Here is a 26,029-nt window from a genome sequence, read left to right on the forward strand (position 1 = left end):
AGTAATATGCTTTCGGTTCTGACACGGGAGGAATCTGGCGATGGAACGCACGCTCACCCGGGAGCCGGGCCCCCGGCCACCGGAGCCCGCTGACGAGGCCCTGCCCGACCGCCTGCCCGCCGGCGACCCCCAGGACCTGGTCGTGCTCCTCGACGAGGAGCACCGCCGCCCGATCGGCACCGCCCCGCGCGAGGGCGTGCACGGCGCCGACACCCCCCTGCACCTCGCGTTCTCCTGCTGGGTGCTCGACGAGTCCGGGCGGGTGCTGATGACCCGCCGAGCGCTCGGCAAGCGCTCGTGGCCCGGCGTGTGGACCAACTCCTTCTGCGGCCACCCGCGCCCGGGCGAGCTCCTCGCCGACGCCGTACGCCGCCACGGTCGCGCCGAGCTCGGCCTCGACGTCACCGCGGTCACCTCCCTGCTCCCCGACTTCTCCTACCGCGCCGTGGACGCGGCGGGCGTGGTGGAGAACGAGTTCTGCCCGGTCTTCGTCGCCGTCGCCACCGCGCCGCCCCAGCCGCACCCCGACGAGGTGGCGGAGCACGCCTGGGTGGAGATCTCCGACCTGCGCACCGCGCTGACCGCCGCCCCCTGGGCCCTGAGCCCCTGGCTGCGCGAGCAGGCCGCGGCCCTCGACGCGGACGACGCCTGGTCGCGGCTCAGCACCGCCGACGCCGGCCCCGAGCCAGCACCCGAGCCAGGGCAAGACCCGGACCCGCGCAGCCAGGAGACCGAGCGATGAGCGTGCAGAGCGAGATCGACCGCCTCCTGCGACCGGCCCGACAGGTCGAGGGGCTGCCCCGCGACCGGGCCGCGCTGGCCGCCGCGCTCGACGTGGGCAGCCAGGGTGGCAAGCGCTTCCGGCCGTGGCTGCTGACCAGCGTCCAGCAGGCCCTCGTCGCAGGGGGTGAGGCGCCGTCCCCGGCCTCCACGGTCGACCGGGTCGCGGCCGCCGTGGAGCTGCTGCACACCGCCTTCGTGATCCACGACGACGTCATCGACAACGACGACACCCGGCGCGGCCGCCCCAGCGTGCCGGGCTGGTTCCGGGCCGACGCCCGCGCCCTGCCCGAGGCGCGCGCCGAGGGGGCGGGCGCGACGTCCGGCGACGACGTCTACGCCCGCGCCGGCGCGGTGCTGACCGGCGACCTCGCGCTGGTGGCCTCGGTCCGCGCGGTCGCCACCTGCGGCGCCCCGACGGCCGTGGTGACCCGGCTGCTCGACCTCCTCGACACCACCCTGCTGGTCTCGGCGGCCGGCGAGCTGGCCGACGTGCGGCTGGCCCGCGGCGGCGGCTCCGCCCCCGAGGAGTCGCTGGCGGAGGCGCTGGAGATGGCGGAGTACAAGACGGCCGCCTACTCCTTCGTGTTGCCGATGCAGGCCGGGGCGGTGCTGGCCGGGGCCGAGGAGCACGTCGTCCGGGCGCTCGGCGAGATCGGGCGCCGGCTCGGCATCGCCTTCCAGCTCCACGACGACCTCCAGGGCGTCTTCGGGACGGGCGAGACCACCGGCAAGGACCCGCTCGGCGACCTGCGCGAGGGCAAGCGCACCCCGCTGGTGGTGCACGCCGCCCGCAGCCCGCACTGGCCGCGCGTGGCCCGGCACCTCGGCGACCCCGCCCTGACCGAGGCGCAGGCGGTCGAGATCCGCCAGGCCCTGGTCGACGCCGGCTCCCGCGACTTCGTGGAGGCCCTGGCCGCCGAGCACCTGCGCGCCGCCCGCGACCAGGCCAGCACCTTCGACCTGCACGAGTCCCTGGTCGACCCGCTGGTGAAGGCCTGGTCGCCCCGGCCGGCCGTCCCCCCACAGGGGGCCACCCATGCCCACCCGCAGGTCTCCGTCGCGGCCGGTGCGGCATGAGCGCCGAGACCAACCCGCCGGCCCCGGTCCAGTCGGGGGCCGCCGGGAAGAGCGCCGTGTCGCGCGACCTGGCGCCGTACCAGCTCTACGACCAGGTCGCGGAGGCGACGTCGGCACTGGTGATCAAGCGCTACTCGACCTCCTTCGGCATGGCCTCACGCCTGCTCGCCGAGCCGGTCCGCACCCACGTGTGCAACGTCTACGCCCTGGTCCGGGTCGCCGACGAGATCGTCGACGCCCCCCGCCCCGACTCCCGGCGCGCCCAGCAGGCACTGCTCCTCGACGGGCTCGCCGCCGACGTCCACGCGGCGCTGCGCACCGGCCACAGCGCCAACCTCGTGGTCCACGCCTTCGCCCGCACCGCCCGCACCTGCGGCATCGGGCCGGAGCTGATCGACCCGTTCTTCGCCTCGATGCGCACCGACCTCTTCCGCGAGGAGCACGACGAGGCGAGCTTCGCCGAGTACGTCTACGGCTCCGCCGAGGTGGTCGGCCTGATGTGCCTGCGCGCGTTCCTGGTCGAGCGTCCCGCCGCCGACCGCGAGTACGTCGAGCTCCGGGCCGGCGCCCGGCGACTCGGCGCCGCCTTCCAGAAGGTCAACTTCCTGCGCGACCTCGCCTCGGACAGCGACGACCTGGGCCGCAGCTACTTCCCGGGGCTCGACGTGCGGACCTTCGCCGAGGCCGACCGCGACCGGCTCCTCGACGACATCGACGCCGACCTGGCCGCCGCGGCCGCCGTGGTGCACCGCCTGCCCGCCGGCAGCCGGCGGGCCGTCGCCGCCGCCCACGCCCTCTTCGCCGAGCTCTCCCGACGCCTGCGCCAGACCCCGCCCGAGGTGATCCGCGCCCGGCGGATCCGGGTGCCGGGGGCACGCAAGGCGCGCGTGATCGCCCGCGCCGTGGCCAGGGGCGCGTGATGGGCCGGCGTCACCGGCCCGACGGCACCGGGGCGGGCACGGCCCCCGGCCGGGTCGCCGTGGTCGGGGGCGGCATCGCCGGCCTGGCCACCGCCGCGCTGCTGGCCGAGGACGGCTGGTCGGTCGACCTCTTCGAGCAGCGCGACGAGGTCGGCGGCCGGGCCGGCAGCTGGAGCCGCGACGGCTTCCGCTTCGACACCGGACCGTCGTGGTACCTGATGCCGGAGGTCTTCGACCACTTCTTCCGGCTGCTCGGGACCAGCGCCGGGGAGGAGCTCGACCTGACCCTCCTCGACCCCGGCTACCGGGTCTTCTTCGAGGGCCACGACGAGCCGTTGGAGATCCGCACCGACCGGGAGCGCAACCTGGCGACCTTCGAGGCCGTGGAGCCCGGCGCCGGGGCCCGGCTCGCCGACTACCTCGAGTCGGCCGCGGACGCCTACCGGATGGCGGTCGACCGCTTCCTCTACACCAGCTTCGACTCCCCCCGCTCGCTGCTCCACCCCGAGGTGCTGCGCCGCACCCCGACGCTGCTGGGGCTGCTCGGCCGCTCGCTGGAGGACCACGTCGCCGCCCGCTTCCGCGACCCGCGGCTGCGCCAGGTGCTGGGCTACCCGGCCGTCTTCCTCGGCTCCTCCCCCGCCCGGACGCCGTCGATGTACCACCTGATGAGCTCCCTGGACCTCGACGACGGCGTGCTCTACCCCCAGGGCGGCTTCAGCCGGCTGATCGAGGCGATCGCCGACCTGGCCCGGGAGCGCGGCGTCCGCATCCACACCGGGGCCACGGTGACCTCCCTCGACACCACCGCCCCCCGGGCCGGCCGCGCCCGCCGCCTCCGCCGTCCGCGGGCCCGGGTCTGCGGCGTCACCTGGCGCGACGCCACCGGGGTCGAGCACCGCGTGCCGGCCGACGTGGTCGTAGGTGCCGCCGACCTGCACCACCTCGAGACCGAACTGCTCCCGCCCGACCTGCGCACCTATCCGGAGTCGTGGTGGCGGCGTCGCGACCCCGGCCCAGGCGCCGTGCTGGTCTACCTCGGCGTCGAGGGCGAGCTCCCCGAGCTGGAGCACCACACGATGTTCTTCACCCGCGACTGGGACCGCAACTTCGGCGACGTGCTGGGCACCCCCGGCCGCGTCCCGGACCCGGCCTCCTCCTACGTGTGCCGGCCTTCGGCCACCGACCCCTCGGTGGCCCCTGCGGGCAGCGAGAACCTCTTCATCCTCGTCCCCGTGCCGGCCGACCCCGGGCTGGGGCGCGGCGGCCTCGACGGCGCCGGCGACCCGGCGGTGGAGAAGGTGGCCGACGCCGCGATCGCGCAGGTGGCCGACTGGGCCGGGGTGCCCGACCTCGCCGAGCGCGTCGTCGTACGCCGCACGGTGGGTCCCGGCGACTTCGCCGCCGACCTCAACGCCTGGTCCGGGGGGATGCTCGGCCCCGGCCACACGCTGCGGCAGAGCGCCTTCCTCCGGGCCGGCAACGCCTCGCGGCGGGTCGAGGGGCTGCTCTACGCCGGCTCCGGCACCATCCCCGGGGTGGGACTCCCGATGTGCCTGATCAGCGCCGAGCTGGTGCTCAAGCGGCTGCGCGGCGACCGCTCGACCGGACCGTCGCCCGAGCCCGAGCCCGAGCCCGGTCGTCCCCGGCCCGGCACCACCCGGCAGGGGGCTGTGTGAGCCTGCTCTACCTCGGCTTCGTGCTCGTCTCCACGCTCTGCATGGCTCTGGTCGACCACCGCTGGCGACTCTTCCTCTTCGACCGCCCGCGGGTCGCGGGGGCCGCGGTGGCCGCGGGCTTCGTGCTCTTTCTCGTCTGGGACCTCGCGGCGATCGAGCTCGCCCACTACAGCAAGGGCGACTCCCCCGCGATGACGGGCATCGAGGTGGCCCCGGAGCTGCCGCTGGAGGAGCTCTTCTTCATCGTCTTCCTCAGCTATCTCACTGGGGTGCTGCACGCGCTCTTCCGGATGCTCCTCGCCCGCCGGGCGGCCCCGGCCGAGGAGGAGGCGTGAGCTACCTGGCCCTGGCCGGGCTCTTCCTGGCCGCGACCCTGCCGGTGCTGCTGCTGGCGGTCCTGCTGCGCCGCGCCGATCGCGGGTGGTGGGCGGCCACCGGGGCGACCGCCCTGGCGCTGGTCGTGCTCACCGCGGTCTTCGACTCCCTGATGATCGCCGCCGACCTCTTCCGCTTCGACGAGAGCGCCCTGTCGGGGGTGCACGTCGGCCTGGCGCCGGTGGAGGACTTCGCCTGGCCGCTCGCCGCGGTCGCGGTGGTGCCCTCGGTGGTACTGCTGCTCACCGGCGAGCGGCGCCGAGGCAGCCGGCTCGGTCAGCTGCTGGCCTCCTCGCGACCGCTCTCGTGGGTCAACACCGCGTTCCCCTTCGGGGCCGCCTACCTGCTCGCCGGGGGCGGGCCCGACGCGGCCTTCTGGATCGGCTGCCTGTGGTTCCTGGTCCCCTACAACCTGCTGATGTACGGCGTGAACGACGTCTTCGACTACGAGTCGGACCTGCGCAACCCACGCAAGGGCGGGGTCGAGGGGGTGGTCCTGGACCGCGGGCTGCACCGCGCCACGCTGTGGGCCGCCGCGCTGTCCAACCTGCCATTCGTGGTGGTGCTGCTGGCGCTGGGGTCGCCGACCTCCGCGCTGGTGCTGGGGGTGAGCGTCTTCGCGGTGGTGGCCTACTCCGCGCCGGGGCTCCGCTTCAAGGAGCGCCCCTTCCTCGACTCGCTCACCTCCAGCACCCACTTCGTCAGCCCGGCCGCCTTCGGCCTGGCGCTGGCGGCCGCCCGCGGCGCCGACGTCGCGCTCGACACGACGGTGCTCGCCGCACTCGGCGGGTTCTTCGCCTGGGGCGTCGGGTCGCACGCCTTCGGCGCCGTGCAGGACGTCGCGGCCGACCGGGCCGGCGGGATCGGGTCGATCGGCACGGTGATGGGAGCCCGGACGACGACCTGGTTCGCCCTGGCCGCCTACCTGCTGGGGGGCGCGCTGCTGCTCCTGCTGCCCTGGCCGGCCACGCTCGCCGCGGCGCTGGTGCTGCCCTACGTCGCCAACGTGGCGCCCTACCTGGGGATCACCGACGAGGAGTGCGAGCGGGCCAACGCCGGGTGGCGCCGGTTCCTCTGGCTCAACTTCCTCACCGGCTTCCTGGTCACCCAGCTGATGATCTGGATCGCGCTGCGCTGAGGCGGGGCTACGGGCCGACCCGGCGCTGCCGCAGGCTGGCCTGCCACCGCTCCCACGGCGGCTGCACCGCCCAGTTGAGGCGCAGCGTGGTGACGGCGCGGGCCATCCGGCGGCGCAGCTGCGGCAGGCCGCGCACCGACCGCCCGGAGACCCCCACCCGCATCCCGGGCACGAAGCGGAGCCTGGCCTGCGGCCCCAGGGCGAAGGCCAGGTCGAGGTCGTCGTGCACGTCGGCGGTGGTGTGCACCCGGGCGCGCGCGGCCTCCCAGGAGCTGCGGCGCACCGCCATGCTCGACCCCCACAGGGTCAGGTGGCCCAGGGCGAGGTGGGTGAGCGCGAAGTAGGACCCGAGGTAGAGCAGCGTCGCCAGCCGGCGCAGCCCGGGCGGGAGGTCGTGGAAGCGCCCGTCGCCGGTGACCGCGTCGACCTCGGGGTCCGCCATCGCCCGGGCCACCTGGGCCACCCAGTCCGGGCCGGGGCGGGAGTCGGCGTCGAGCCGGCCGATCACCTCGCCGCGGGCCGCGTCGTAGCCGGTCGCGGCGGCCGGCGGGATGCCCGCCCGGGGCTCCACCACCACCCGGGCCCCGCCCGCCCGGGCCACGGCCGCGGAGGCGTCGGTCGAGCCGTTGTCGACCACCACCACCTCCAGGGGCGGCATCGTCTGGCCGGCCAGCAGCCGCAGGCACTCGGCCAGCTCGACGGCGTCGTCGCGCACCGGGATGACCACCGAGACGGTGGGGCAGCGCCCCGGGTCGCCCGCGGGTCTGCCCTCGGGCCCGCGCTCGTGGGCGCTCACCGGACTTCCCTCCGGGCTTCTCCCCGGGCTTCTCCCCGGGCTTCTCCCCGGGCTTCTCCCCGGACTTCTCCCCGGGCTTCTCCGGGCTCCGGGCGCGCGTCACCAGGCAGGGTCCGCGCCACCAGCAGCCCGGCCACCACGGCGCCCAGGACACCGGCAGCCAGGTCGCCGACGGTGTCGTCGTACCCGACCTGGATCCGCGGGTCGATCAAGGTGTGGCCGAGCCACTCCCCGATCTCCCACAGCGCCGCGAGGGCGGCCGCCAGGGCCGCGGTGACCACCACCGCCCCCAGCCTCGGGCGCGCTCCCGCGTCGCTCCCCCCGGGAGCCGGCAGGGCGCCGACGCGCACCAGCAGCTGCCAGCAGAGCACGCCGATCAGGCCCGTGGCGAGGGCGTGGACGACGAGGTCGAGACCCGGGACGGTGACGTACCAGTCGAGCTGGGCCGCCCAGGCCCCGACCAGCAGCACCACCCCGTAGAGGGCGTCCAGCCACCCCGGCGTACCGAGCGCGCGGGGCAGCATGACCCCGCCCAGCACCAGGAAGAAGAGGGCGAAGCCCAGCCAGCCGTAGAGCACGGTCCCGGCCACCACGCTCACCAGGGACGCCACCCGCACGAGGTCGGGCGCGATCAGCGGCATGGAGCGAGCCTACAAAGGGTGAGGTCGCTCACCCCGGATGGGCTCGGCCACGCTCGTGACGGCGGGCCGCGACACGCCCGGCGCGTTGACGATTGGACAACGACGGGGGGGCGTGTGTTGTCGTGGACGAGTCGCGGCGGTGCAGCTGAAGCTCCCGAATCCGTCGAGGCGCCTCCCCATCGCGAGGCGCCCGCGCCGTGACCTCGATGCCCGGCAAGGCGGCGTCGCGTCCGAGCGCCACGGCAGCCAAGATGCCACCGGCGCAGAGCCCGAATGAGGAACACACTTGCGCGCATCCACCCCCCACTCCACCCGTCGCGGCCTGGGCCGCGTCGTCCCCGGTGTCGCCGCGACCGGCTCGGCCGCCCTGGCACTCGCCCTGTCGGCGGGCCTGGTCCCCGGCACCGTCCAGACCGCCCAGGCGGCCCCCGCCCTGGCCGACGGCCAGGTCGCGGTCACCGTCGACGTGCCCGACCGCCCGCTCTTCCAGGTGGCGGCCGACTCCCGCACCAGGCCCGACAAGGTCCTGGAGGGCTACGGCATCGACGTCGACCGCGACGACCTCGTCAAGGTCGTGCGCAAGGGCCGCTTCGTCGCCGGCAGCGGCAAGAAGGTCCGCCACGGTGACCGGGTCAAGCTGATCGACGTCCGGAAGCGGATGCAGGTCAAGCGGGTGCGCACCGAGCCGCGCACCGTCGAGGTGCCGACCACCAAGCTCAAGCCCGGGAAGCGCAAGGTCGTCCAGCAGGGCAAGCCCGGCGTGCAGCGCGTCAAGGCGCGCCGGACGACGCACAACGGCAAGCTCGTCAAGTACGACGTCGTGAAGCGGACGACCGTGAAGAAGGCGACCCCGCGACGGGTCCTGGTCGGTCGCAAGGCGGCGACCGTGCCCGGCACCGACGGCCTCAACTGGGGCGCCCTGGCCCGCTGCGAGTCGGGCGGCAACCCCCGTGCCGTGAACGCCGCCGGCTACTACGGTCTCTACCAGTTCAACGTGGGCACCTGGAACAGCGTCGGTGGCTCCGGCATGCCGCACCACGCCTCGCCGGCCGAGCAGACCCACCGCGCCAAGCTGCTGTACCAGTCGCGCGGCGCCCAGCCGTGGCCGCACTGCGGCCGCTACCTCTGAGCCGCTGGCGCTGACCCTTCCCCCGCGGGACGTCATACGAAGTGGGGGCTCCAGCAGCCACCTCGTATGACGTCGCGCCGGAGGGACGGGCGGCGGGCGGCGTCAGGTCCCGGGGACCCCGTGGACGGCGACCGTGAGCAGCACCGCGGCGTCCTCGACGGCCTCCAGGTCGTGGCGGGTCGGGGGGATGAGCAGGTACTCCCCCGGCCCGCCTTCCCATGTCTGGTCGCCGGCGTGCAGCCGGACCCGGCCCTTGAGCACCTGCAGGGTCGCCTCTTCGGGGCTGTCGTGCTCGCCGAGGCGGTGATCGGCCAGCAGGGCGATCAACGTCTGGCGCAGCGCGTGCTCCTGGCCGCCGTACAGGGTGTGGGCGCTGCGCCCCGGCCCGCTCTCGCGGGCCCGCGCGAGCTGCTCGTCGATCAGCTGGGGCAGTGACGTGACATCCATGGATCCTCCGTCGGGTCGGTTGAGTGTCGCGCCCCCCGTACCCGGTCGCGGCGCGAGGACTCGGGCGAGAGCCTCAGGTCGCCGGGTCGGGGCCGGCCAGGAGGGCCGCGGCCACCGCGACCGCCTGCACCCGGATCTCCGGGATCGCCGTGGTCTCCCACAGCTCGCCGCGGCGCAGCGCGCCCAGGACCCAGATCGGGAGCTCGCCGTCCGCGCCGAGCAGCTGCCCCTCGCGGCTGCGCAGCCCCAGGCCGAGCTCGTCGGTGTCGGCGGCGGGGTCGCCGCCGCCCACACCCAGGAGGCCGTCCAGGACCGGGTTGCCGAGGGTGCGCAGGTCCTGACGCGGGCCCGTGCAGTTGACCACCCACCTGGCCCGGAGCGGCTCGCCGTCGGCGACGGTGACGACCAGGCCGTCGCCGGCGGGGTCGGCCTCGACGCCGGTGATCTTCCCGGCGCGGACCTCCAGCCGGCCTGCGGCGCGGTGCTCGGCGATCACCGCGTCGCTGGCCGGCGGGATGCGGTGCCGGTGCACTCCCCACTCACCGGCCACGTCGCGCAGGAACGCCTGGCGGTCGGTCACCGCGAGACGCCGCCACAGCTCCGCCACCCGGTAGCGGATGCCGTCGATCGCGGGGCGCCAGTCGCCGTTGAGCTGGGCCACCGCCGAGACGTGGGCGTGGGCGGCGGCGCGGATCTCGGGCATCGTCGTGCCCCACTCGCGCACGTCGGGCACGACCTCGCCCAGGTAGGAGGGGGCGTGCGCCTGCGGAAGCCGCCCGTTGCGGGAGAGGGCGACGACGCGACGGCCCGGGGCGGCCGCGAGGGCGCTGAGCGCCACGTCGACCATGGTCAGCCCGGTGCCGACGACGAGCACGTCCGCCACGTCGGCCCCGCGATCGCCCGCGGACGCCAGGTCGGACAGCATCGGGTCGAGAGCACCGGGGCGCCAGGGGTCGGCGATGTAGCGGGGCTCGCCGGAGAGGTCGCGCGGGGCCCAGGCGTCACCCACGCTGGGCAGGCCGGTGGCCAGCACCGCCCGGTCGGCGTGGAGCTCCGCACCGTCGTCGGTGGTGACGGTGACGCCCTCGGGCGTCGGGACGACGCGCTGCGCGAGGCGGCGCACGTGCGAGACGACCACCCGGTCGCCCGCGGCGGCCAGCGCCTCCTGCCAGCGCTGGCGCAGGTAGCGCGCCCACTCGCGGCGGGGAGCGAACCAGTAGCTGGCGTCGTCACCCTCGACGAGCTCCTGCTCGACGCACCAGGTGGCGAAGTCGAAGCGGTCCTCGGGGTCGCACGACATGCCGGCGGCAGGCACGTTGAGCAGGTGCTGGGGGTCGGTGGTGGAGAAAGCCGCTCCGGAGACGAGCTCCGAGGAGGGGTCGACGAAGGTGATCTCGAGCCCCGTGCCGGAGGCGCTCTGCCGCACGAGGTTGAGGGCGACCAGCGTGCCGGCGGCCCCGGCACCCACGATCGCGATCCGCAGCGCGCCGTCTGCAGGGGACATCACCGGCTCCTGACCTTCCGGCCGAGGGACTGGTCGGCCGGAACTCACGTTTGTAGACATTGTTAGGCGAGTTTAAGCCGTTCGGCTCGTGGACGAGAATTCCCGCGCCGCGGCACCGTGACGGACTGGGCCGAGCAGCAGCTCGAAGGCCGCGAGCCACGGCGGACGGCAGCACCGGCGAGTGCTCGTGCCGTTGTACCCGGGCCTTGTTGGGTCTCCGGACGAGGCGCATGCTGAGGGATTCGCGTCATTCCGATGGATGGGGACGTAGCTCATGAAGAAGACAATTCTCGGCGCACTCTCCGCGCTGGCCCTCGTGGTCGCGCTGACCGGGGCCACCAGCAGCAACCAGACGGCCTCCGCACAGGCCGAACTCCCGTGGATGAACACGAGCCTCTCGCCGACGGAGCGGACCGAGCTCCTGCTGAACGCGATGACGCTCGACCAGAAGCTCGAGCAGATCTTCAACCGCCCGGTCTACAACGAGGACCTCGACGACGGGACCGACGGCAACGGAAAGGGCTGCGACTTCACCCAGATCGGCCGTCACATCGAGGGCATCCCGGAGCTGGCGATCCCCGACTTCCGGATGGCCAACGGTGGCACCGGCATCCGGGGCGGCGACTGCCTCCCGGAGCCGACCGCCACCGCGTTCCCGGCCCAGATCTCCTCCGCGGCGACGTTCGACCGCCCCCTGGCCAACCGTTGGGGCCAGGTGCTCGACTACGAGCTGCGGGCCTGGGCGCACCAGGTGCTGTGGGGACCTGTCCTGAACCTGATCCGCACCCCCTACGGCGGGCGCAACAACGAGTTCTTCAGCGAGGACCCGTACCTGACGGGCGCCCTCGCGTCGAAGATCATCAGCGGCATCCAGGAGCGTCGGGTGAGCCAGGCGACGGCCAAGCACTTCGTCGCCAACGACTCCGAGTTCCAGTTCGAGCGGTGGACCGCGGCGATCCGGGTCCCCTCCCGGGCGATGCACGAGCTCTACCTGCTGCCGTTCGAGATGGCCGTCAAGGACGCCAACGTGGCTTCCATCATGTGCGCCTACGGCTACGTCAACTTCAGCTACAACTGCGAGAGCAAGCCCCTGCTCCAGCAGACCCTGCGCCAGGACTGGGGCTTCGACGGCTACGTCTTCTCCGACCGGCGCGCCCAGCAGAGCACGGTGCCGTCGATCCTCGCCGGGACCGACGTCGAGGTCGACGAGCAGCCGGAGTGGTACCAGCCCGCTGTGGTGAAGGCCGCCATCAACGCCGGCGAGATCACCGAGGCCGACATCGACGACATGCTCCGCGACCGCTACATCAAGATGTTCGAGTTCGGCGACTTCGACGACCCGGCCACGTCGTTCGGCTGGGACCAGCTCAAGGACGAGCTGGCCCAAGGCGGCCCCCACGCCGACGTCGCCAAGGACGCCGCCTCCGAGAGCCTCGTGCTGCTGCGCAACGAGCGCAAGCAGCTGCCGCTCAACGCCGGAGCGATCGACTCGGTGGCGCTGATCGGCCCGACGTGGTTCGCCGGCCAGGCGACCCTGCCGCCACGCAGCGGTGACCGGACGCGCTTCATCTCCGTCAACGCGCCGTACGAGGTCACCCCCCAGGAGGGGCTGGAGAACACGCTGCGCCAGCTCGGCGCCGAGGACGCCACCGTCACCTACAACAACGCCAGGAACATCGGCAACGCCATCGACCTGGCCGAGAGGTCCGACGTGACCATCCTGATGGTCGGTGACGTCGCCCGCGAGACCTGGGACAAGAACAGCAACTACCAGGACGAGAACCCCGGCGGCAACGTCTCGGGTGCCGGCAACGAGATCCCCGACCTGGACCTGCCCACCGTGCAGGGCACCAACCAGCAGGAGCTGATCCCGCGGATGCTCGACGCGGTGCCCAACACGATCATGGTGCTCAAGACCCAGGGGCAGGTGAACATGCCCTGGATCAACAAGGTCGACACCATGGTCGAGGCGTGGTACCCGGGTCAGGAGGACGGCAACGTCGTCGCCGACGCGCTCTTCGGGGTCACGAACTTCTCCGGCAAGCTCCCGGTGACCTTCGGGCGGACCGACCGTGAGGCCGCCTACCAGAGCCAGGAGCAGTACCCCGGCTACGAGGAGGACACCGGTGTTCCCGGTGGCATCGGTCGCGACCCGATCCCGGGGTCGCCGCAGCGGGTCGTCCGCTACACCGAAGGCCTGAAGATGGGCTATCGCTGGTACCAGGCGACCAACACCAAGCCGCTGTTCCCGTTCGGCTTCGGCCTGTCCTACACGACGTTCGACTACAGCAAGCTCGACGTGGACAAGGTCCGGCAGAACGGGACGCCGACCGGGCTGCGGGTCAGCTACACCGTGACCAACACCGGCAAGGTGGCCGGCCAGGAGGCCTCGCAGGTCTACCTGCGGCTGCCCCGTGAGGCCCGGGAGAACTTCAACCGCCTGGTCGAGTTCGAGAAGGTCCAGCTCCAGCCCGGTGAGAGCAGGCGCGTCTCGGTGGTCCTGGACGGCAGCGCGTCCAACCACCCGTTCTCCTACTTCGTGCCCGAGGATCCCGACGACCTCGCACGGTGGGCGGACGGAGAGTGGACGACGCCGAAGGGGAACTTCACCGTCTACGTCGGCGGATCGTCCGAAGACCTTCCCCTGCAACAGACGGTGGGCATCGGCGACATCACCACGACGCCGCCGACTACGCCGCCGACTACGCCGCCTGCTCCCCCGACCACCACCAAGAAGCCTTCGGTGATCAAGAAGCCGACCGTTCGCCCGAAGCCGGTGACCCCGAAGACCCGAGCCCTCATCAAGTTCCAGGTCGTCTCGGGAGGGAAGCCCGCCACGGGCAAGGTCGAGGTGAAGAAGAGCGGAGTCGTGATCGGACGCGACACCTTGAACAGCCGCGGCTTCGCGCGGGTGAGGATCTCCCGGCTCAAGGCGGGCGTGCGCCAGGTCAAGCTCCTCTACCTCGGCTCGGAGGTCTCGAAGCGAGCGACCCGGAACCTGGTGATCCGGGTGAAGCAGAAGAAGGGGAGAAGGTAAGGCGCTGCCCCCCAGGTGGCGGCCCGTGCCGACCGGTCGGCGCTGCGGAACCGTCCTCTGCCTGCTCGCGCTCTCGCTGGGCGCCTGCACGGGGGGCGGTCCCGCAGCGCCACGCGAGACGCCCGGGGGGACCACCGGCTCCTCCGCGGACGGCCCCAGGGCCGGCTTGGTCGCCCCGGACGGCACCCCCGTCGAGGTCGCGGCGCCGGGCCCGCCGACCGGCACGTCCCACGACGTCACCGACCTGGGGGCCGACCCGGAGTCCGGCACCGGGGACGACGCCCCCGCCATCCGGGAAGCGCTGGCCACGGCGGAGCCCGGCGACGAGGTCGTCCTCCCCGCCGGGGTCTTCGACCTGCGCTCGAGCCACCCCGACGACGAGGAGGCGAACCTGCTCCTGCCCGACGAGGTGCGGCTGCGTGGGGCAGGACCGGGCGCCACCGTGCTCCGCACGTCGTTCGACGGGGAGGAGGACAGTGCGGTGGTGCGCGCCCCGGGCGTGCACGACGCCGCCGTCACCGGTCTGACCATCAGCTCCGAGCACGTCGGGGAGCTCGGCACCGACCCTGAGGAGGAGGGCCCGGGAGGCGGGCCGATGTACGGCGTGCAGATCGGGGAGGGCAGTGGCCGGATCCTGGTCGAGGACGTCGCTGTCGAGCTGTTCCAGCGCCACGGCATCACCCTCAAGGCCAGCAGTGAGGTGACCGTGACCGGCTGCCGGGTCGCCGACGCCACCAGCGTCGGCCCCGGTGGGTCCGGGTACGGGATCGCGGTCGAGGGCATGGCGGACCAGCGCGACCCGGACGCCGTCAACGACTCCCGGCACAACGTGGTGGTCGACAACCACCTGGACGGGACGCACCTGCGGCACAGCATCCTGCTGCAGTTCCCCACGCACAACAACCTGATCGCCGACAACACCATCGAGGGGGGCGTGCTGGACGCGATCGACCTGCACGGCGAGGGCGAGTACCTCAACGAGATCCGCGGCAACACGGTCAACGACGTCGACGCCGCCGCCGTCGCCCTGGGCAACTCCGGGGGCGAGCAGCACCGGCACGACGCGAGCGGCGAGGGGAACTGGATCCACGGCAACAGGCTGGTCGGCAACACCCAGGGTGTGCTCGTCATCCTCGGCACCCCCGACACCGTGATCGATGCCAACGAGATCGTCGGGCGCAGCCGCTCCGAGGTGGGCATCGAGCTGCGCAACGCACCCGGCACGGTGGTCCGCGACAACACGGTGACCGGCAAGGACGCGCAGTTCTGGGCCGTCGCGGTGACCGCGGACGGCGGGGCGGACGGCCGGGGCGCGGGCGTCGCCGCCGACGTGCTCATCTCCGGCAACCGCCTGGCCGGGGCGGGGAACGGGATCGTGGTCGAGGCCGGTCGCAACATCACGATCGAGGAGAACACCCTCGACGTCCGGGGCACGCCGTTGCAGGTCGCGGAGGAGGCCGAGGTCTCAGGCGCTTCACGGTGACCGGCTCGGGTGCGAGCGCAGAGTTCCCGCCTCGTGCCAGGGAACGTGTCTGCCAGACTCACGGACGTGGATCCCGGAACCCGTGCTCCCTGGCAGGTGAGCGCAGAGCAGCAGCTCAAGGTGCTGCGCGTCTCGCTCCAGGTGGCCGCGGCACTCGCGGTGGCGGGCCTGGTCCTCGCGGTCGTGGTCTACGACCCCGACGACGAGGGGGCGGGGTTCCTCGGCCTCTTCACCCTCCTCGTCGCCATCCCGCTGCTGGCCCTGGTCGCCGTCGTGGTGCTGCTGCGCCGGCTGCTCCGCGCCGGCATCGCCCGTGCCCAGGCCGGCGAGACCCGCCTCCTCGCCTCCGCGTCGTGGGGCACGGCCGCCCTGGGCCTGGTCGGCGTCGTCTCGTCGTTCAGCATCCCGCTGGCCTTGCCCCTCGTCGTGGCGCCGGCGGTGGCGGGGTTCTTCGCCGTCCAGACGATCCGGGAGGTGCGGGCCGAGACCCGGTCGAGGGGTTGACCCGATCGACGGCGAGGGGTCGTGGCGAGGCACGCCTGAGTGGCCGCCCTGGTAGCGGGGACGACCGGCCCGACGGGCCGACGGGGCCCCGCTCGGGAACTGCCTGCTGGGCCGGTCTCCCGGCAGCGCCCGGAGTACCACCGCGGGGAGCGAACGCAGAGGGCGACGAGCGTCATGCGCGTCGCCCACTGTCGTGCTTCCGGAAGGACACGCGCCTCCACCGGCCGGGGTGACAGCATGGCGGCCATGCCACGCCGCTGGAACGAGATCGACTGGAATCAGGACCGCCCGTCGGTCCAAGACCTGATCGACTCGTGGAACACCATCACCTGGGAGCGGCGTCCACTGTCGCTGCCCGAACTCGATCGCTATCTCGACCATCTTGCTCGCACCCACGTCAATGGCGGTTACCTCGTCGGCCGCTGGCAGGCCGTCGACTACTCCGAAGTCACAGCGTGGTTCGCAGCGCGCAACAGGTTCGAGGAGTACGAACTCCTTCGGGTCTTCTTCGACAGTCCGACGATTCGCGCTCACCTCACCGACCTCCAGCTACCGGCCGACCTGCGCGGCGTCGGAAAGAACTTCCGCCAGGAGCCATCGGGGCCCCTCACACTTGATGGCCTGCTGGCGGGTGTGCTCGTCTCTGGCGGTGCATACGAACGTTTCCGAGGGCTGGCGAGGGAGGCGAAGGACATCGCGAGCCACGCCGTCGACGCTCTCACCGCCCGGCGCTACGAAGACTTCCGACTTGACACTTCGCACGAGGCCTGGACGCCCTGGTTCTACGACGTCGCTTGGGACCGCACATTCGTGCTCACGGATCTGGCGAACGCGGAGGTCACGGTCATCTGCATCACGGACACTGACTGACGACCCAGCCGTGCTCTAGGCAAGGCATCGGGTGGGCAGTCAGATCATCTCGGAGTCATCCGGGAAGGGCAGCCACCAGACGAGCGACTCGTCCCACGGCTCGAAGTCGCTTTCACGATAGGTCAATGCGCTCCACCAGGTGCAGAGTGTGCGCCGCAGGTCCGACACCGGCAGGCCGTTTCGCAGCGCAACCCGGACCGCCAGTAGGCTCCCGAAGGAGGTTCCATTCCGTGGAGGGATCCGTCGAGGCTTCCGTGGATTAGAGAGTGGAACCCCCGGGCCTCTGGGGGATGGAAAGAACCCCTCTGACCTGCGCTTCTTGCGTCCGGCCTCGGTTCCGAGATCGGGGGACCCGGGACGCGGGTGCCGGTCATACGGAACGCGCTCAATCAGTTCGTGGAACGCTGCCCTCATGCCCGGCGGGCGTGACCGACCGATCCTTCGGCCGCCGCCAGCCCTCGGGAACCGGGTCGTCGACGATGCCGGAGTTGGGGGACGGGAGGTGCTGCTCTTCAATGCTCACCACGTAGCGGTGCCAACCGACTCCAGCTTGGAATCTCGCCAGCCACATCTCCGTCGAACCTTGCCGATCTTGCGGGTCTCGCCGCGCCCGGCCGCGGAACCAGACGTCTGAGATCGCGTCCGGAAGGAGCAGGTCGTCAACGTGCTCGGCCGGACGGTCATCGTATGAATCGGTGAGCCGGTAGAAGTAGTGGCCCACATCGTGCCCGCGCGCGAAGAGAAACAGGTGCCGCTCCTCTGCCGGCTGAGCCAACAGCTTGTCGACGTTCTGTTTGGCCCACTCCGTCGCGAGCATCTCGGTGCACACTTGCGCGAGCTGGCCCAAGCGAAGGTCGAGGCACCCTTCCTCGCTCTGCGGTCGACCCTCCCGCTTCGTGGCCGCCCATTCCTTCATCAGCTCTTTCGCTGGCGGAGACGTGATCTCGACCATGCCGCGCTGATCCGGCCGGTCGGGATACACCCAGGTGCCGTCTGGCATCTTGTTGCCGGCACCGGCATCTGCGAGCCGGATGTCGACCCCGAGCACTTCCTCCATCGCGAGGAGTGCGATCTCCTCTTCTCGGCTCGCCTGCGCGCCGGCCGCGTTGCTCATGAAGTGAGACTAGCTGCGCCGCTCCGGGTGTCGGGTGCGCCGCTGCCGCGACGTTGACCGTCAGGGGATGCGTCCGAACAGGACGACGGGACCGCCGTCCGTGTTGCTGTCGGCGAGCATCTCGGCCCAGTCGCCCTGCTTCGTGTGCATCGGGTGAGCCAGGGCAGGAAGTATTCTCGTCAGGTGTCGTAGATCCACCGAGGTTCGGTCCTTCCCGTAGTGAACCCAGTCGCTGGCGTCGACCAGCGGCTTGGTCACCTCTGGGCCGAGCTGCGGCTCGGCCGCGTCCTCAACGGGCACCAGGCACCACACGAACGGGTGGAACACGATGTCGCCGAAGCTCGAGTGCCGAACCCGCTCCACGAGGACCCGCATGGACCACACGCCACTCACCAGCAGCCCATGTCGCTCAAACCTCGGGTGCGTGCGACCGACCTTCAAGACGAGCCGGTCGGGCCACCGCACCGGCCCGTCGCCGGGCTGCTCACTCAAGAGGTCCTGAGCGAGGTCGGGGAACAGGACCCGAAGACGAGGGTTGATCGCGAACATTCCGAACAGGACGCAGCGGGCGACGAGACCGGGGGCGAACCGTGCTCCGGGCGCCTCGCCTGGGATGACGGCCATCCGCAACGCGGCCGGAGTCGTCAGCCGGGCGACCTGATTGGCGATGTCGGCGTACGCGCGATCGTAGGAACCTCCTGCCCGATTGTTGCAGGGCTCGCACAGGCCACGAACCCACATGCCGCCCGGAGACCACCTCCCCGGGCGCCGCACGCGGCCCTCATCGACCAGATCCGACGCTCGCTCCACGCGACCAGTGTTACCGGCCACCTGAGGTGGCACGTGCGCCTTCGAGAGCTTCCGGAAGTCTCCACACAGCCCGCACGGTCGCGGGTCGGGCGAACCCATCGTCGACCCGATCAGTTGATGACCTGCCACGACACCCCTCCAACCCGGCGGTGACCGTATCCGGAACCAGTCACCACGTCGGGATACGACCGTCGTGAATGAGGCGTCGACTCGCCTCATCCCACAGCCACCGCTTCGGCGGGATCCCGTTCGGCGCCGGAAGCGGCCACCGCGGCACCCACCGGGACCTTCCGACGATGACGGCGCGCACCGCATCGTTGAGTTCTAAGACGGCCGGTGGGCTCGGATGCGGCAACAGCACGTCCGCGACGTTCCAGACCACCGGCGTGGGCGGCTCGAAGCAGAATCGCCACTCGCGCTCCGCAGTCCAGTCGTCGGTGCCCATCTCGGTTCGCACCACCAGCGCCGGCCCCGTCGAGCCGTACAGATGCTCCATCGCTGCACGTACTGCCTCGACCCGTTCCCCCTCCACGCAAATGACCGGCCGGAACCCCGCCTGCCAGGCCAGCGGCCGATCCAACACCACCGCCCACGGCTCAAGCCGGCCCCGCTTGCTCAACCCGCGCGCAAACGCCGTCTCCAACTCCGCCGCTGACAAGTCCGACACGCACGCCACCGACAGCAGCCGTGACTGATAGACCTGCCACCCGAGCAGCTGACGCGTGTTCAAGATGTTCGCCAGCCGCTGCTCTGTCGTGAGGTGCTCCACAGCCGAAGGCAGCGGGGTCCTTTGACCGCGCTGCCGCCGACGAAGTGAACGACCTTGTCGGCCATCGCCGGGTCGCCATACTCGTGAACGACATGGCTCCCCACCTCCGGGTCGTGGGAACCACTTCGTCACCGACATGAACCCGATCGTGCCGCTGCCGCGCTCTCGGCGCCGCCGTTTCGCCACCAAGGCCGCCGGACGACGGCGCGTACCCCCCCCCAGATCGGGATGTTTGCCTCGTGTGCCGAACGGTACGTCGGCAGGAGGGGACGCCACCGCCCCCTCCTGGAAAGCAAATCGACTCCATATGGAACTCCCCGGATCGTGGCTGAGATGCGGGTCCGAGTTTCGGTCTCTGCGCTCGAGAGACGAATTGCGTGGTTCCGATCCATCGGTCGGTGGCTAAACCTATGGTGCCGGGCATGGGTTGGGTGCTGCTTATCGTCCTCATCAGCGCGGGACTAGTAATCGCGACACGCAGTCGCCGTGCACCATCGCCGATGAAGTCGGCACAACCGTTGCAGCGGCAACGAGCTCAGCCCGTGCTCCCCACGGCGAAGCGACCGCCGACCTATTCGCGGCCACGTTCTTCGCCAACGCCAGCAGCGGAACGGTGGAGCCCCGCAGGACGAGAGATCCCGTTCGCAGAGCCGGGGCTCGCCGGGCCGATGTTCCGCTACGGCGGGACGAACGTCCGAGGCGGCATCGAACACCACGGCCCGTACGCGGTGATCGACTTCGAGACCACGGGCCTTTCGCCGCGCCGTGACCGAGTTGTCGAGGTTGCGGTAGCTCGGGTCGATGCCAGCGGCCGAATCGAGGACGAGTTCGCGACCCTGGTCAACCCGGAGGGTCGAGACGTTGGCCCGACGTTCATCCACGGCATAACCAACGCGCAGGTCAAGCGCGCACCGGTGTTCGCCGAGGTGGCTCCGGAACTGCTCGCCCGCATGAGCGGTGCGATCGTCGTGGCGCACAACGCAACCTTCGAAGAGGCGTTTCTTGCTGCTGAGCTGAAGCGAGCGGGCATCGACGTCGTACCGGTCCCGGCGCTTTGCACCCTGTGGCTAGGGCGACAGACGTTCGCAACGCCCAACCACAAGTTGGGCACGCTCGCACGTGCAGGCGGAGTTCCGCTCGTCGACAAGCACGCCGCACTCGGGGATGTCCGAGCCGTCAGCCTCCTTCTCCCGCAGATGACCGGCAGGCTCAAGGCGCCGCTGCGGTACTCCGGCAGGCCACCGACCTGGCCGGCCGCGGACCCCGCCCGCTCGTTGCCGCTAGTCACCAGGGCGGTCGCCCTGCGAAAGGGGACCGACGGCTGGATGCACTCGCTGGTCACCCGCCTGCCCGGGTCCGGACTCGCCCCGGACGACGCCGCCGCCGAGGCCTACCTCGACGCGCTGGCCGAGGCGCTCTCCGACGGTCGGCTTACGGGCGACGAGGCCAACGCCTTGGCTCACCTCGCCGGATCCGCGGGCATGGGCGGCGCACAGGTGCTCGGGTTGAACCAGCGGTTCCTCGACGGGCTCAAGGCAGTCGCACTCGAGGACGAGGTACTCACAGCCACCGAGATCCGGCAACTGCGGACAGCGGCGAAGGCGCTGAGCATGCCCGACTACTACGGTGACCTTCAGCCGAACGTCCCCGCTGCGTCCACGTCTCCCCAAACTGCGGCCAGAGGCGAAACGAGTGTCGACAACTCGATGGAAGCGCGCGGGGAACGCGCGGCGCAGGCACTGGCCCTGCAACGGGCGGGCTCAAGCCGCGCCGAGATCGCCGCCGCCCTCGGCGTCGGGGTGGACACCGTCAAGTCGCTGCTGCGCGACGCGAAGTTCTACGAGAGTCCCGAGTCAGATCCATCGCGACTCTTGTTGGCGCGGGAAGCGCGTCAAGCGCGCGACTCCGGCGCCACCCGAGATCGGTTCCAGCGAGACCGAGGACTTACCTCTGGAAAATGCACCGAGGCTTGGCGCGACGCGGCAATGATCGCCGACCGTCTCTAGATGAGGTCGAACGGTAACCAAACCATCCAGATCTGCCGATGCTGTCGACAACGCGGGAATCCCGCCCAGAATGGGGCCCTTGTCCGGCAGTCCGACCGCGCAGACGCGGCATGCGACACCGGATTTGTCGGACCGATGATGGGTGCCCGTGCAACGGTGGTACAACCTGAGCATGGCCGCCGAAGCTCAAGACTTCTTCCTATTCCTGGGTTCCACAGACAGCGAGTCGGCGACGACCCGGCTGAGGGCTAGTGGGTCGGTCTATCGCAAGAAGATGCTCAACTCCGGACCGGACAACTGGCGACAGATCATTGACCTGCTTGCGTCGCCACACAACCAAGGAACCCTCGTCACGCTGACGAATGGCGATTACGGAAGCATCCGTAGTGATGTGTACGAGGACGTCGCCGAAGACCTGCTTGACGGACTCGCGAAGATCCCGCACGTGATCTTCGTTCACGAGGCTGTCTTCCTTACCAGAGAACAGCGGGAAGCGGCCGAGGGCGAGCACGTCGACCGAGCCGCGCTGGTTGATGTAACTCCGCGATTCGACGACGAGGACTACTTCGGGATGTCTCGCCAAGAGTTCTTCGGCGAGATCCCGGATGACCTACGACAGCACGTGAACACCATGCTCAGGAAACGTGGCCTCAACGTGGCGCCCTACCGTACCAACGTCGAGCGATCCATCATGGCCAACAACTTCCTTGAGGACCACGAGCGGCACCTTCTCTTCCGCCTGTATGTGCCGAGCGGGCGCCTATACGCCCAAGAGGCAGAAACCCTGCTCGGACTGTTCCGCGATTGGCTTGGGCAGACAGGTCGGAGCGGGATCCGACAGGAGGGATACAGCACGACTGCTGGGCAGGTTTTCGAGTTCTTCAGCGCCGAAGGCGAGCCGCTCGGCGGGGTTACTCGCTACTTTCAGGACTTCTCCGAGTTTCTCGACAGTTGCGTGTCCTCCCCTGATGCGGCGATCAGCCAGCTGACTAGCACTGGGCTGGAGGAATCGGCGGCAACCCGTGTGGTCTCCCGTTTCGGAACACAAGCCAGGCGACTGACGCTCGATCTCAAGCAACGCCGCGAGGAGCGGGCGCTGTCGCTGAAGCACCAGTTCGAAAACCTCCTTATGGAGGCTGAAGGACTGGATGGCGGAGAGCTCGACGACCTCATCGACACACTGTTGCCGCCGCCCACCGTAGGCGGCGTTGCTCTACGTGCCCGCACAGAAGTGGGCCCTGCCAGCAATCTCGCTGTGTCCTCTACGCCCGTAGCGAGCCAGTCTCCGTCAGCCGGACAGCCGACCGTCGTCAACTTCAACCCGCAGTTCATAAACGAAGTTGCAGGTTCTGTCGTGCAGAACATTCAGGGCACGGTCAACATGGGCCCGGAGGTCCACGCGCTCCTAGACTTGGTGGCGAGATTCGGCGGTACTGAACAGGCGCAGTTGGAATCCGCGGTTTACGAACTCGAGGATGGTGGCGCTCGCGCAGAGGACCGGATCGTGGCCCGTGGCCGTCTGAAGCGCTTCCTCGCGGACTTGGGCAACAGGAGCCTGGGAATCGGTCTTGACGTTCTTCAGAAGTACGTCGAGCACAAGGTTGGGGTGTCGTAGGGGTCTGCTTCCGCACACCTCGACCAGGTGGATCGCTGCATAGTCGCGGCCCGGTTCCGTTGGAGTGAGCCAGTCTGGCAGGAGCCGATCTCGTAATGCCGAGAGCGGAGGACAGTGCGCAGGTGCACCGCGTCCGATGCCCTCCGCTGGGGCCTCCTATATGCGTGCCGCAACTGAGCACACCCGTTGGCCTCGTGAGCCGAGACACTCACTCCTGTTGATCTGACAAGACTGTCGGTCCATGTGCATAGGCTGCGCACATGGCGCACGAGGGGGAGGAGCACGAGTACGTGACCGAGAAGATGAACGTCACGCGCCGTAAGGACTCCCGCTACTCGCAGTCGCGCAAGAAGCCTGGCGAGTTCAGTCCTCTCACTCGAAGCGATGAGGACGAGTTGGGCCAGGTGACGCTCAGTCCCCTTGACGAATGTGACGACGTCCCCGAGCCGGAAACCATCTACATCTACGAGGAGGCCCAACCACCGCGCCGCACACGGGAGCAGGAGGAGTGGGATGCCTTCGTAGCGCAGGTCGTGCGCGAGTTGCTGGTCGTGGCGATCGAGTACGGCGCCCCGATCGCCAAGCGGTTCTGGATCGAGAAATTCCGCCCGGCCATTCGCGCCCGGAACGAGCGCCGACGTGCCCGTCGTGTGCTCCGCCATCAACGGCGAGCGGAGAAGAAGAACGGCGTGCTCCGCGCAGAGGTGGTTGAACCCCCTAATGACATCGCCACTATCGCGCAAGAGTTCAAGACCAACATGACGAGTTCCGAGGCGCAGGCTCGCTACCTCATGGCGTTGGCGGCGCAGCGGTTCGCGTCGGAGCAGATGCGCCTCATCGCTGAGGCTGACATTCGCGCTGCCGAAGGGCTCCAAGAACTGGAGCGCGCCCTGGCGGAACTGCCGCCGGAGCAGGTTGCGAACATGCTTCACCGGTTCGAGGCTAAGCCGACACTCCTCACCGGTGAGGCACTCACCGGGCTTGGACTCATCCTCGGCGTCGAACGTGCTGACGGTCCCTTCTCCGTTGAGGGGCGTCGACAGTCTTAGACGCTGTCAGCAACCATAGCCACCAGGTTCGTGTGTCCGTACATGCTGCGCGGGGCAGCGCACCCAGGTTGGCTTACGCCCGCGCACTGGGATGAGCGACCGATTCGCGCGAGCCATCTGACGACCCTGCCCTCGTCACCGCGCGAAGAACCTGGCGCCGGGAACCTCCCCGTCGCGGCCCTAGTTGGACCGAGTGCACTGACTAGAGTCGAGTTGTTGCCGTGCGGTGCGTGACGGCAAGAACTTCGACCTGGCGACAGCGAGACGAAGGGAACGTCTCCCGACGGTCTGGGCGCTGGGCCGCGCGTATCGATCCCGGGGCAACGACGCCCCCGGCGCGGCGCGCCAGTACCCTCAACCCGAGGGTTCATTCCGTAGAGGGTTCCGTAGAGGTTTCCGTCGATTATTGGTTGGAACCCCCGGGCCTCTGGGGTATGGAAAGAACCCCTCTGACCTGCACGTATTGCATTTTCAGCTTGCGACAAGTCGCAGTGTTCCGGGACACGCGTGCCGGACAAACGGAACGCACGTAGGCGGATCCTGGAACGCGGCCAAATGTCGTGGCCTCATAGTTACCTCAGGATGTGGCTCAACCAAGCAGGGTCGGCCCAGATGAGCCCCACCACCGCGAGCGCGACGAGGCGCGCAGTCTCGTGGTTGGAGCCAATCGGGACGCTCCGAGCGCGCCGAGCCCGCCCGCGCGCGAGGATGAGTAGCGTCTTGTTGATCGTTCTCTTGGTCGACTTGATTGTGGTCTCGTCGCTGTCCGCCCCCGGCCGCCCCGAGCGCCCCGCTCGCCCTGATTTCCTCATGCCCATGCCCTTCGCGCCACGCCGAGTTGGGTCGGCGAACCACCGTCGCCGCGGCGATCCACGGCATGGTCCGATCCTTGGGCACAGCCATCCCGCGAGCAACGACGGTTGGAGCGCTCACGAACGGCACTTGGAGCGCCTTATAGTAACGTTATCGCTGAGAGGCTACGCTAAGAGGCGCTCCAACCGACGGCGTTCCAATCGACGCGAAAGGCTCCAGATGGCGCCCAGAGTCGCACTCACATCGGTCGACGCAGAGGACTTACGCCATCAACAATGGGCGCAGGCAGCTGGGTCGCGGGCACGCGCCGCGCGCAAGCGCCGCCTGGAAGCTCTGCGACTTCGCGAAGGCGCGATCAAGGCCGGCATCGACAAACTGGCGGTGGAGCATCGGGAGGGCGGAGCCCTGGCGCCCGCGTACGTCCTCCTTCGTCCCGCGCTCATTCACCTGCCCACAGTTATCGCCCCCGAGGTTGCCGACCCGTCACTTAGTCCGAACCGGAAGCCGGAGCATCCAGGCGTACTCGCAGCAACGATCAAGCATCGGGTCGCCGTCCGACCTCCCCTGGGTCAGTTAGTGCATCGCCCGGGAGCTGCAGCCCCCCTCTTCATCGCCGCCCTCGGCGTTGCCGCATTCCGCTCAGCGCCCGGCGAGACAGTAGACCTGAGCGATATTCCCAACACGGGGCGAGGCTCGTGGGCCAAACTCATCGGGGATGCGGATAGTCCGGAACGCGCGCGGCGCCATGTCGTAGACGGCGTGAAGCGGCTCCGGGGACTCGACCTGGTTTCGTTAGCGGGGCCGATCTCCAAAAGCCCCGGGTTCAATGGCTGGGGCTTACTGACGGAGGACGGCGATGGTGGAGAGTATGCAGTGCCTGACTCAGGAGTGGGAGTCCCGAGTCACTTCTGGCTGAACGGTTGGAATCAGGTCCTTACACCCCCGGAGATCCTGGCCTACCTGATGATCCGACACCTCGCGCTCACCTATCCCGCGGCGCACCATGAGCGTGGGGTAGGTGCCGCTCCTAGCGTGCGGCGACAGCAGTACGGCGTAACGAAGACTGTCTACGCGACCCTGAATGAATTGGAGGAGTTTGGCCTCCTGCGTCGAACGACACCCCGGCAGTCGGGCACGGCGCGCGAAGACAGTCCGAGGGTGGTAGACCGATTCGTGCTCCTTGACGACGGGCTCTCCCAAAACGCCTTCAAGAAGGCAATTTCGGTATGCGTGGAGAGGCCCACGCCGGCGCGCATGAGCCGCTATGACCCCGTCCAGACTGACTTCTTGGACGTCCTCGCGGACTAGGACGTCTTGCTCTCGTGCCACCGCCATCTGGCTAGGGGACCGTGCGCAGGATGCCTACACGCTGATGGCACGCGAGGAGCTACGACAGCCTCCCCCGCGTCCACGGAGGCCCTGACAGGCGCGGCAGCACAGGACAGAATGCCTGCACATGCATCCGAGGGG

General features: G+C 70.3%; 22 protein-coding genes. 15 read left to right on the top strand and 7 right to left on the bottom strand.

What is annotated here, in order from left to right; translation table 11 throughout:
• Positions 1-40 precede the first annotated feature (40 nt).
• From idi to AC4BG9_RS12075, 6 genes are read left to right on the top strand one after another with little or no spacing between them, the layout of a single operon-like run.
• Positions 41-742, top strand: coding sequence for an isopentenyl-diphosphate Delta-isomerase (gene idi / locus AC4BG9_RS12050; RefSeq protein WP_490571338.1), 702 nt, complete (start codon positions 41-43; stop codon positions 740-742).
• Positions 739-1,860 (top strand): polyprenyl synthetase family protein, encoded by a 1,122-nt coding sequence (locus tag AC4BG9_RS12055; RefSeq protein WP_490571339.1) that lies wholly within the window; start codon positions 739-741, stop codon positions 1,858-1,860. The genes idi and AC4BG9_RS12055 overlap by 4 nt, the downstream gene beginning before the upstream one ends.
• Positions 1,857-2,780, top strand: a complete 924-nt coding sequence (locus AC4BG9_RS12060) for a phytoene/squalene synthase family protein (protein ID WP_490571340.1) — start codon at positions 1,857-1,859, stop codon at positions 2,778-2,780. Before AC4BG9_RS12055 ends, AC4BG9_RS12060 begins: the two co-directional genes overlap by 4 nt.
• Positions 2,780-4,459, top strand: a complete 1,680-nt coding sequence (gene crtI, locus AC4BG9_RS12065; RefSeq protein WP_490571341.1) for a phytoene desaturase family protein — start codon at positions 2,780-2,782, stop codon at positions 4,457-4,459. The genes AC4BG9_RS12060 and crtI overlap by 1 nt, the downstream gene beginning before the upstream one ends.
• Positions 4,456-4,794 carry a lycopene cyclase domain-containing protein gene (locus AC4BG9_RS12070; RefSeq protein ID WP_490571342.1) on the top strand — a complete coding sequence of 113 codons (339 nt, stop codon included), beginning with the start codon at positions 4,456-4,458 and terminating at the stop codon, positions 4,792-4,794. Before crtI ends, AC4BG9_RS12070 begins: the two co-directional genes overlap by 4 nt.
• Complete coding sequence (locus AC4BG9_RS12075; protein WP_490571343.1) at positions 4,791-5,972, top strand: prenyltransferase; 1,182 nt, start codon at positions 4,791-4,793, stop codon at positions 5,970-5,972. Before AC4BG9_RS12070 ends, AC4BG9_RS12075 begins: the two co-directional genes overlap by 4 nt.
• Before the next feature lie 7 nt (positions 5,973-5,979).
• Here the strand turns inward: AC4BG9_RS12075 and AC4BG9_RS12080 are convergent, their stop codons facing one another.
• Both AC4BG9_RS12080 and AC4BG9_RS12085 read right to left on the bottom strand, forming a co-directional pair.
• Positions 5,980-6,768, bottom strand: a complete 789-nt coding sequence (locus AC4BG9_RS12080; RefSeq protein ID WP_490571344.1) for a glycosyltransferase family 2 protein — start codon at positions 6,766-6,768, stop codon at positions 5,980-5,982.
• Entirely contained in the window at positions 6,765-7,409 is a 645-nt protein-coding gene (locus AC4BG9_RS12085) for a DUF2238 domain-containing protein (RefSeq protein ID WP_490571345.1), read from the bottom strand. Before AC4BG9_RS12085 ends, AC4BG9_RS12080 begins: the two co-directional genes overlap by 4 nt.
• A 286-nt stretch (positions 7,410-7,695) precedes the next feature.
• On the opposite strand from AC4BG9_RS12085, the gene AC4BG9_RS12090 reads away from it, so the two are divergent.
• Positions 7,696-8,538 carry a resuscitation-promoting factor gene (locus AC4BG9_RS12090; protein WP_490571346.1) on the top strand — a complete coding sequence of 281 codons (843 nt, stop codon included), beginning with the start codon at positions 7,696-7,698 and terminating at the stop codon, positions 8,536-8,538.
• Between the two features lie 102 nt (positions 8,539-8,640).
• Here the strand turns inward: AC4BG9_RS12090 and AC4BG9_RS12095 are convergent, their stop codons facing one another.
• Positions 8,641-8,985 (bottom strand): cupin domain-containing protein, encoded by a 345-nt coding sequence (locus AC4BG9_RS12095; protein ID WP_490571347.1) that lies wholly within the window; start codon positions 8,983-8,985, stop codon positions 8,641-8,643.
• A 73-nt stretch (positions 8,986-9,058) separates the two neighbouring features.
• A complete protein-coding gene (locus tag AC4BG9_RS12100; protein ID WP_490571348.1) occupies positions 9,059-10,489 on the bottom strand; it encodes an FAD/NAD(P)-binding protein in 1,431 nt (476 codons plus the stop codon).
• A gap of 274 nt (positions 10,490-10,763) precedes the next feature.
• Between AC4BG9_RS12100 and AC4BG9_RS12105 the strand changes: the two genes are divergently transcribed.
• The 4 genes from AC4BG9_RS12105 (at position 10,764) to AC4BG9_RS12120 (ending at position 16,383) form a co-directional block, all read left to right on the top strand.
• A complete protein-coding gene (locus tag AC4BG9_RS12105) occupies positions 10,764-13,526 on the top strand; it encodes a beta-glucosidase family protein (RefSeq protein ID WP_490571349.1) in 2,763 nt (920 codons plus the stop codon).
• Positions 13,527-13,551: 25 nt separating this feature from the next.
• The gene (locus AC4BG9_RS12110) at positions 13,552-15,009 is read left to right on the top strand and encodes a right-handed parallel beta-helix repeat-containing protein (protein ID WP_490571350.1); all 1,458 of its coding nucleotides are present in this window, start codon (positions 13,552-13,554) and stop codon (positions 15,007-15,009) included.
• Between the two features lie 66 nt (positions 15,010-15,075).
• The gene (locus AC4BG9_RS12115) at positions 15,076-15,513 is read left to right on the top strand and encodes a hypothetical protein (protein WP_490571351.1); all 438 of its coding nucleotides are present in this window, start codon (positions 15,076-15,078) and stop codon (positions 15,511-15,513) included.
• Positions 15,514-15,750: 237 nt separating this feature from the next.
• Entirely contained in the window at positions 15,751-16,383 is a 633-nt protein-coding gene (locus tag AC4BG9_RS12120; RefSeq protein ID WP_490571352.1) for a hypothetical protein, read from the top strand.
• Between the two features lie 385 nt (positions 16,384-16,768).
• Here the strand turns inward: AC4BG9_RS12120 and AC4BG9_RS12125 are convergent, their stop codons facing one another.
• The 3 genes from AC4BG9_RS12125 to AC4BG9_RS12135 form a co-directional block, all read right to left on the bottom strand.
• Complete coding sequence (locus AC4BG9_RS12125; RefSeq protein ID WP_490571353.1) at positions 16,769-17,497, bottom strand: hypothetical protein; 729 nt, start codon at positions 17,495-17,497, stop codon at positions 16,769-16,771.
• 60 nt (positions 17,498-17,557) lie between these two features.
• Complete coding sequence (locus AC4BG9_RS12130; RefSeq protein WP_490571354.1) at positions 17,558-18,307, bottom strand: hypothetical protein; 750 nt, start codon at positions 18,305-18,307, stop codon at positions 17,558-17,560.
• A gap of 169 nt (positions 18,308-18,476) precedes the next feature.
• A complete protein-coding gene (locus AC4BG9_RS12135; RefSeq protein ID WP_490571355.1) occupies positions 18,477-19,076 on the bottom strand; it encodes a hypothetical protein in 600 nt (199 codons plus the stop codon).
• A 668-nt stretch (positions 19,077-19,744) separates the two neighbouring features.
• On the opposite strand from AC4BG9_RS12135, the gene AC4BG9_RS12140 reads away from it, so the two are divergent.
• The 4 genes from AC4BG9_RS12140 to AC4BG9_RS12155 all read left to right on the top strand — a co-directional run bounded on the left by AC4BG9_RS12140 (position 19,745) and on the right by AC4BG9_RS12155 (position 25,867).
• Positions 19,745-21,082 carry a 3'-5' exonuclease gene (locus AC4BG9_RS12140; protein WP_490571356.1) on the top strand — a complete coding sequence of 446 codons (1,338 nt, stop codon included), beginning with the start codon at positions 19,745-19,747 and terminating at the stop codon, positions 21,080-21,082.
• A gap of 172 nt (positions 21,083-21,254) precedes the next feature.
• On the top strand, positions 21,255-22,697 hold the full coding sequence (locus tag AC4BG9_RS12145) for a hypothetical protein (protein ID WP_490571357.1): 1,443 nt from the start codon (positions 21,255-21,257) through the stop codon (positions 22,695-22,697).
• A gap of 260 nt (positions 22,698-22,957) precedes the next feature.
• Positions 22,958-23,746, top strand: a complete 789-nt coding sequence (locus tag AC4BG9_RS12150; protein WP_490571358.1) for a hypothetical protein — start codon at positions 22,958-22,960, stop codon at positions 23,744-23,746.
• A 1,032-nt stretch (positions 23,747-24,778) separates the two neighbouring features.
• The gene (locus AC4BG9_RS12155; protein WP_490571359.1) at positions 24,779-25,867 is read left to right on the top strand and encodes a hypothetical protein; all 1,089 of its coding nucleotides are present in this window, start codon (positions 24,779-24,781) and stop codon (positions 25,865-25,867) included.
• Positions 25,868-26,029: the final 162 nt, after the last annotated feature.

Source organism: Nocardioides sp. Z40_12 (assembly GCF_058215795.1).

What these genes read in the sequence shown, in the direction of transcription:
- idi (WP_490571338.1), top strand. Translation starts at nt 41, where the DNA reads ATGGAACGCACGCTCACCCGGGAGCCGGGCCCCCGGCCACCGGAGCCC.
- AC4BG9_RS12055 (WP_490571339.1), top strand. Translation starts at nt 739, where the DNA reads ATGAGCGTGCAGAGCGAGATCGACCGCCTCCTGCGACCGGCCCGACAG.
- AC4BG9_RS12060 (WP_490571340.1), top strand. Translation starts at nt 1,857, where the DNA reads ATGAGCGCCGAGACCAACCCGCCGGCCCCGGTCCAGTCGGGGGCCGCC.
- crtI (WP_490571341.1), top strand. Translation starts at nt 2,780, where the DNA reads ATGGGCCGGCGTCACCGGCCCGACGGCACCGGGGCGGGCACGGCCCCC.
- AC4BG9_RS12085 (WP_490571345.1), bottom strand. Translation starts at nt 7,409, where the DNA reads ATGCCGCTGATCGCGCCCGACCTCGTGCGGGTGGCGTCCCTGGTGAGC.
- AC4BG9_RS12095 (WP_490571347.1), bottom strand. Translation starts at nt 8,985, where the DNA reads ATGGATGTCACGTCACTGCCCCAGCTGATCGACGAGCAGCTCGCGCGG.
- AC4BG9_RS12100 (WP_490571348.1), bottom strand. Translation starts at nt 10,489, where the DNA reads ATGTCCCCTGCAGACGGCGCGCTGCGGATCGCGATCGTGGGTGCCGGG.
- AC4BG9_RS12105 (WP_490571349.1), top strand. Translation starts at nt 10,764, where the DNA reads ATGAAGAAGACAATTCTCGGCGCACTCTCCGCGCTGGCCCTCGTGGTC.
- AC4BG9_RS12120 (WP_490571352.1), top strand. Translation starts at nt 15,751, where the DNA reads ATGGCGGCCATGCCACGCCGCTGGAACGAGATCGACTGGAATCAGGAC.
- AC4BG9_RS12125 (WP_490571353.1), bottom strand. Translation starts at nt 17,497, where the DNA reads ATGAGCAACGCGGCCGGCGCGCAGGCGAGCCGAGAAGAGGAGATCGCA.
- AC4BG9_RS12140 (WP_490571356.1), top strand. Translation starts at nt 19,745, where the DNA reads ATGTTCCGCTACGGCGGGACGAACGTCCGAGGCGGCATCGAACACCAC.
- AC4BG9_RS12145 (WP_490571357.1), top strand. Translation starts at nt 21,255, where the DNA reads ATGGCCGCCGAAGCTCAAGACTTCTTCCTATTCCTGGGTTCCACAGAC.
- AC4BG9_RS12150 (WP_490571358.1), top strand. Translation starts at nt 22,958, where the DNA reads ATGGCGCACGAGGGGGAGGAGCACGAGTACGTGACCGAGAAGATGAAC.
- AC4BG9_RS12155 (WP_490571359.1), top strand. Translation starts at nt 24,779, where the DNA reads ATGGCGCCCAGAGTCGCACTCACATCGGTCGACGCAGAGGACTTACGC.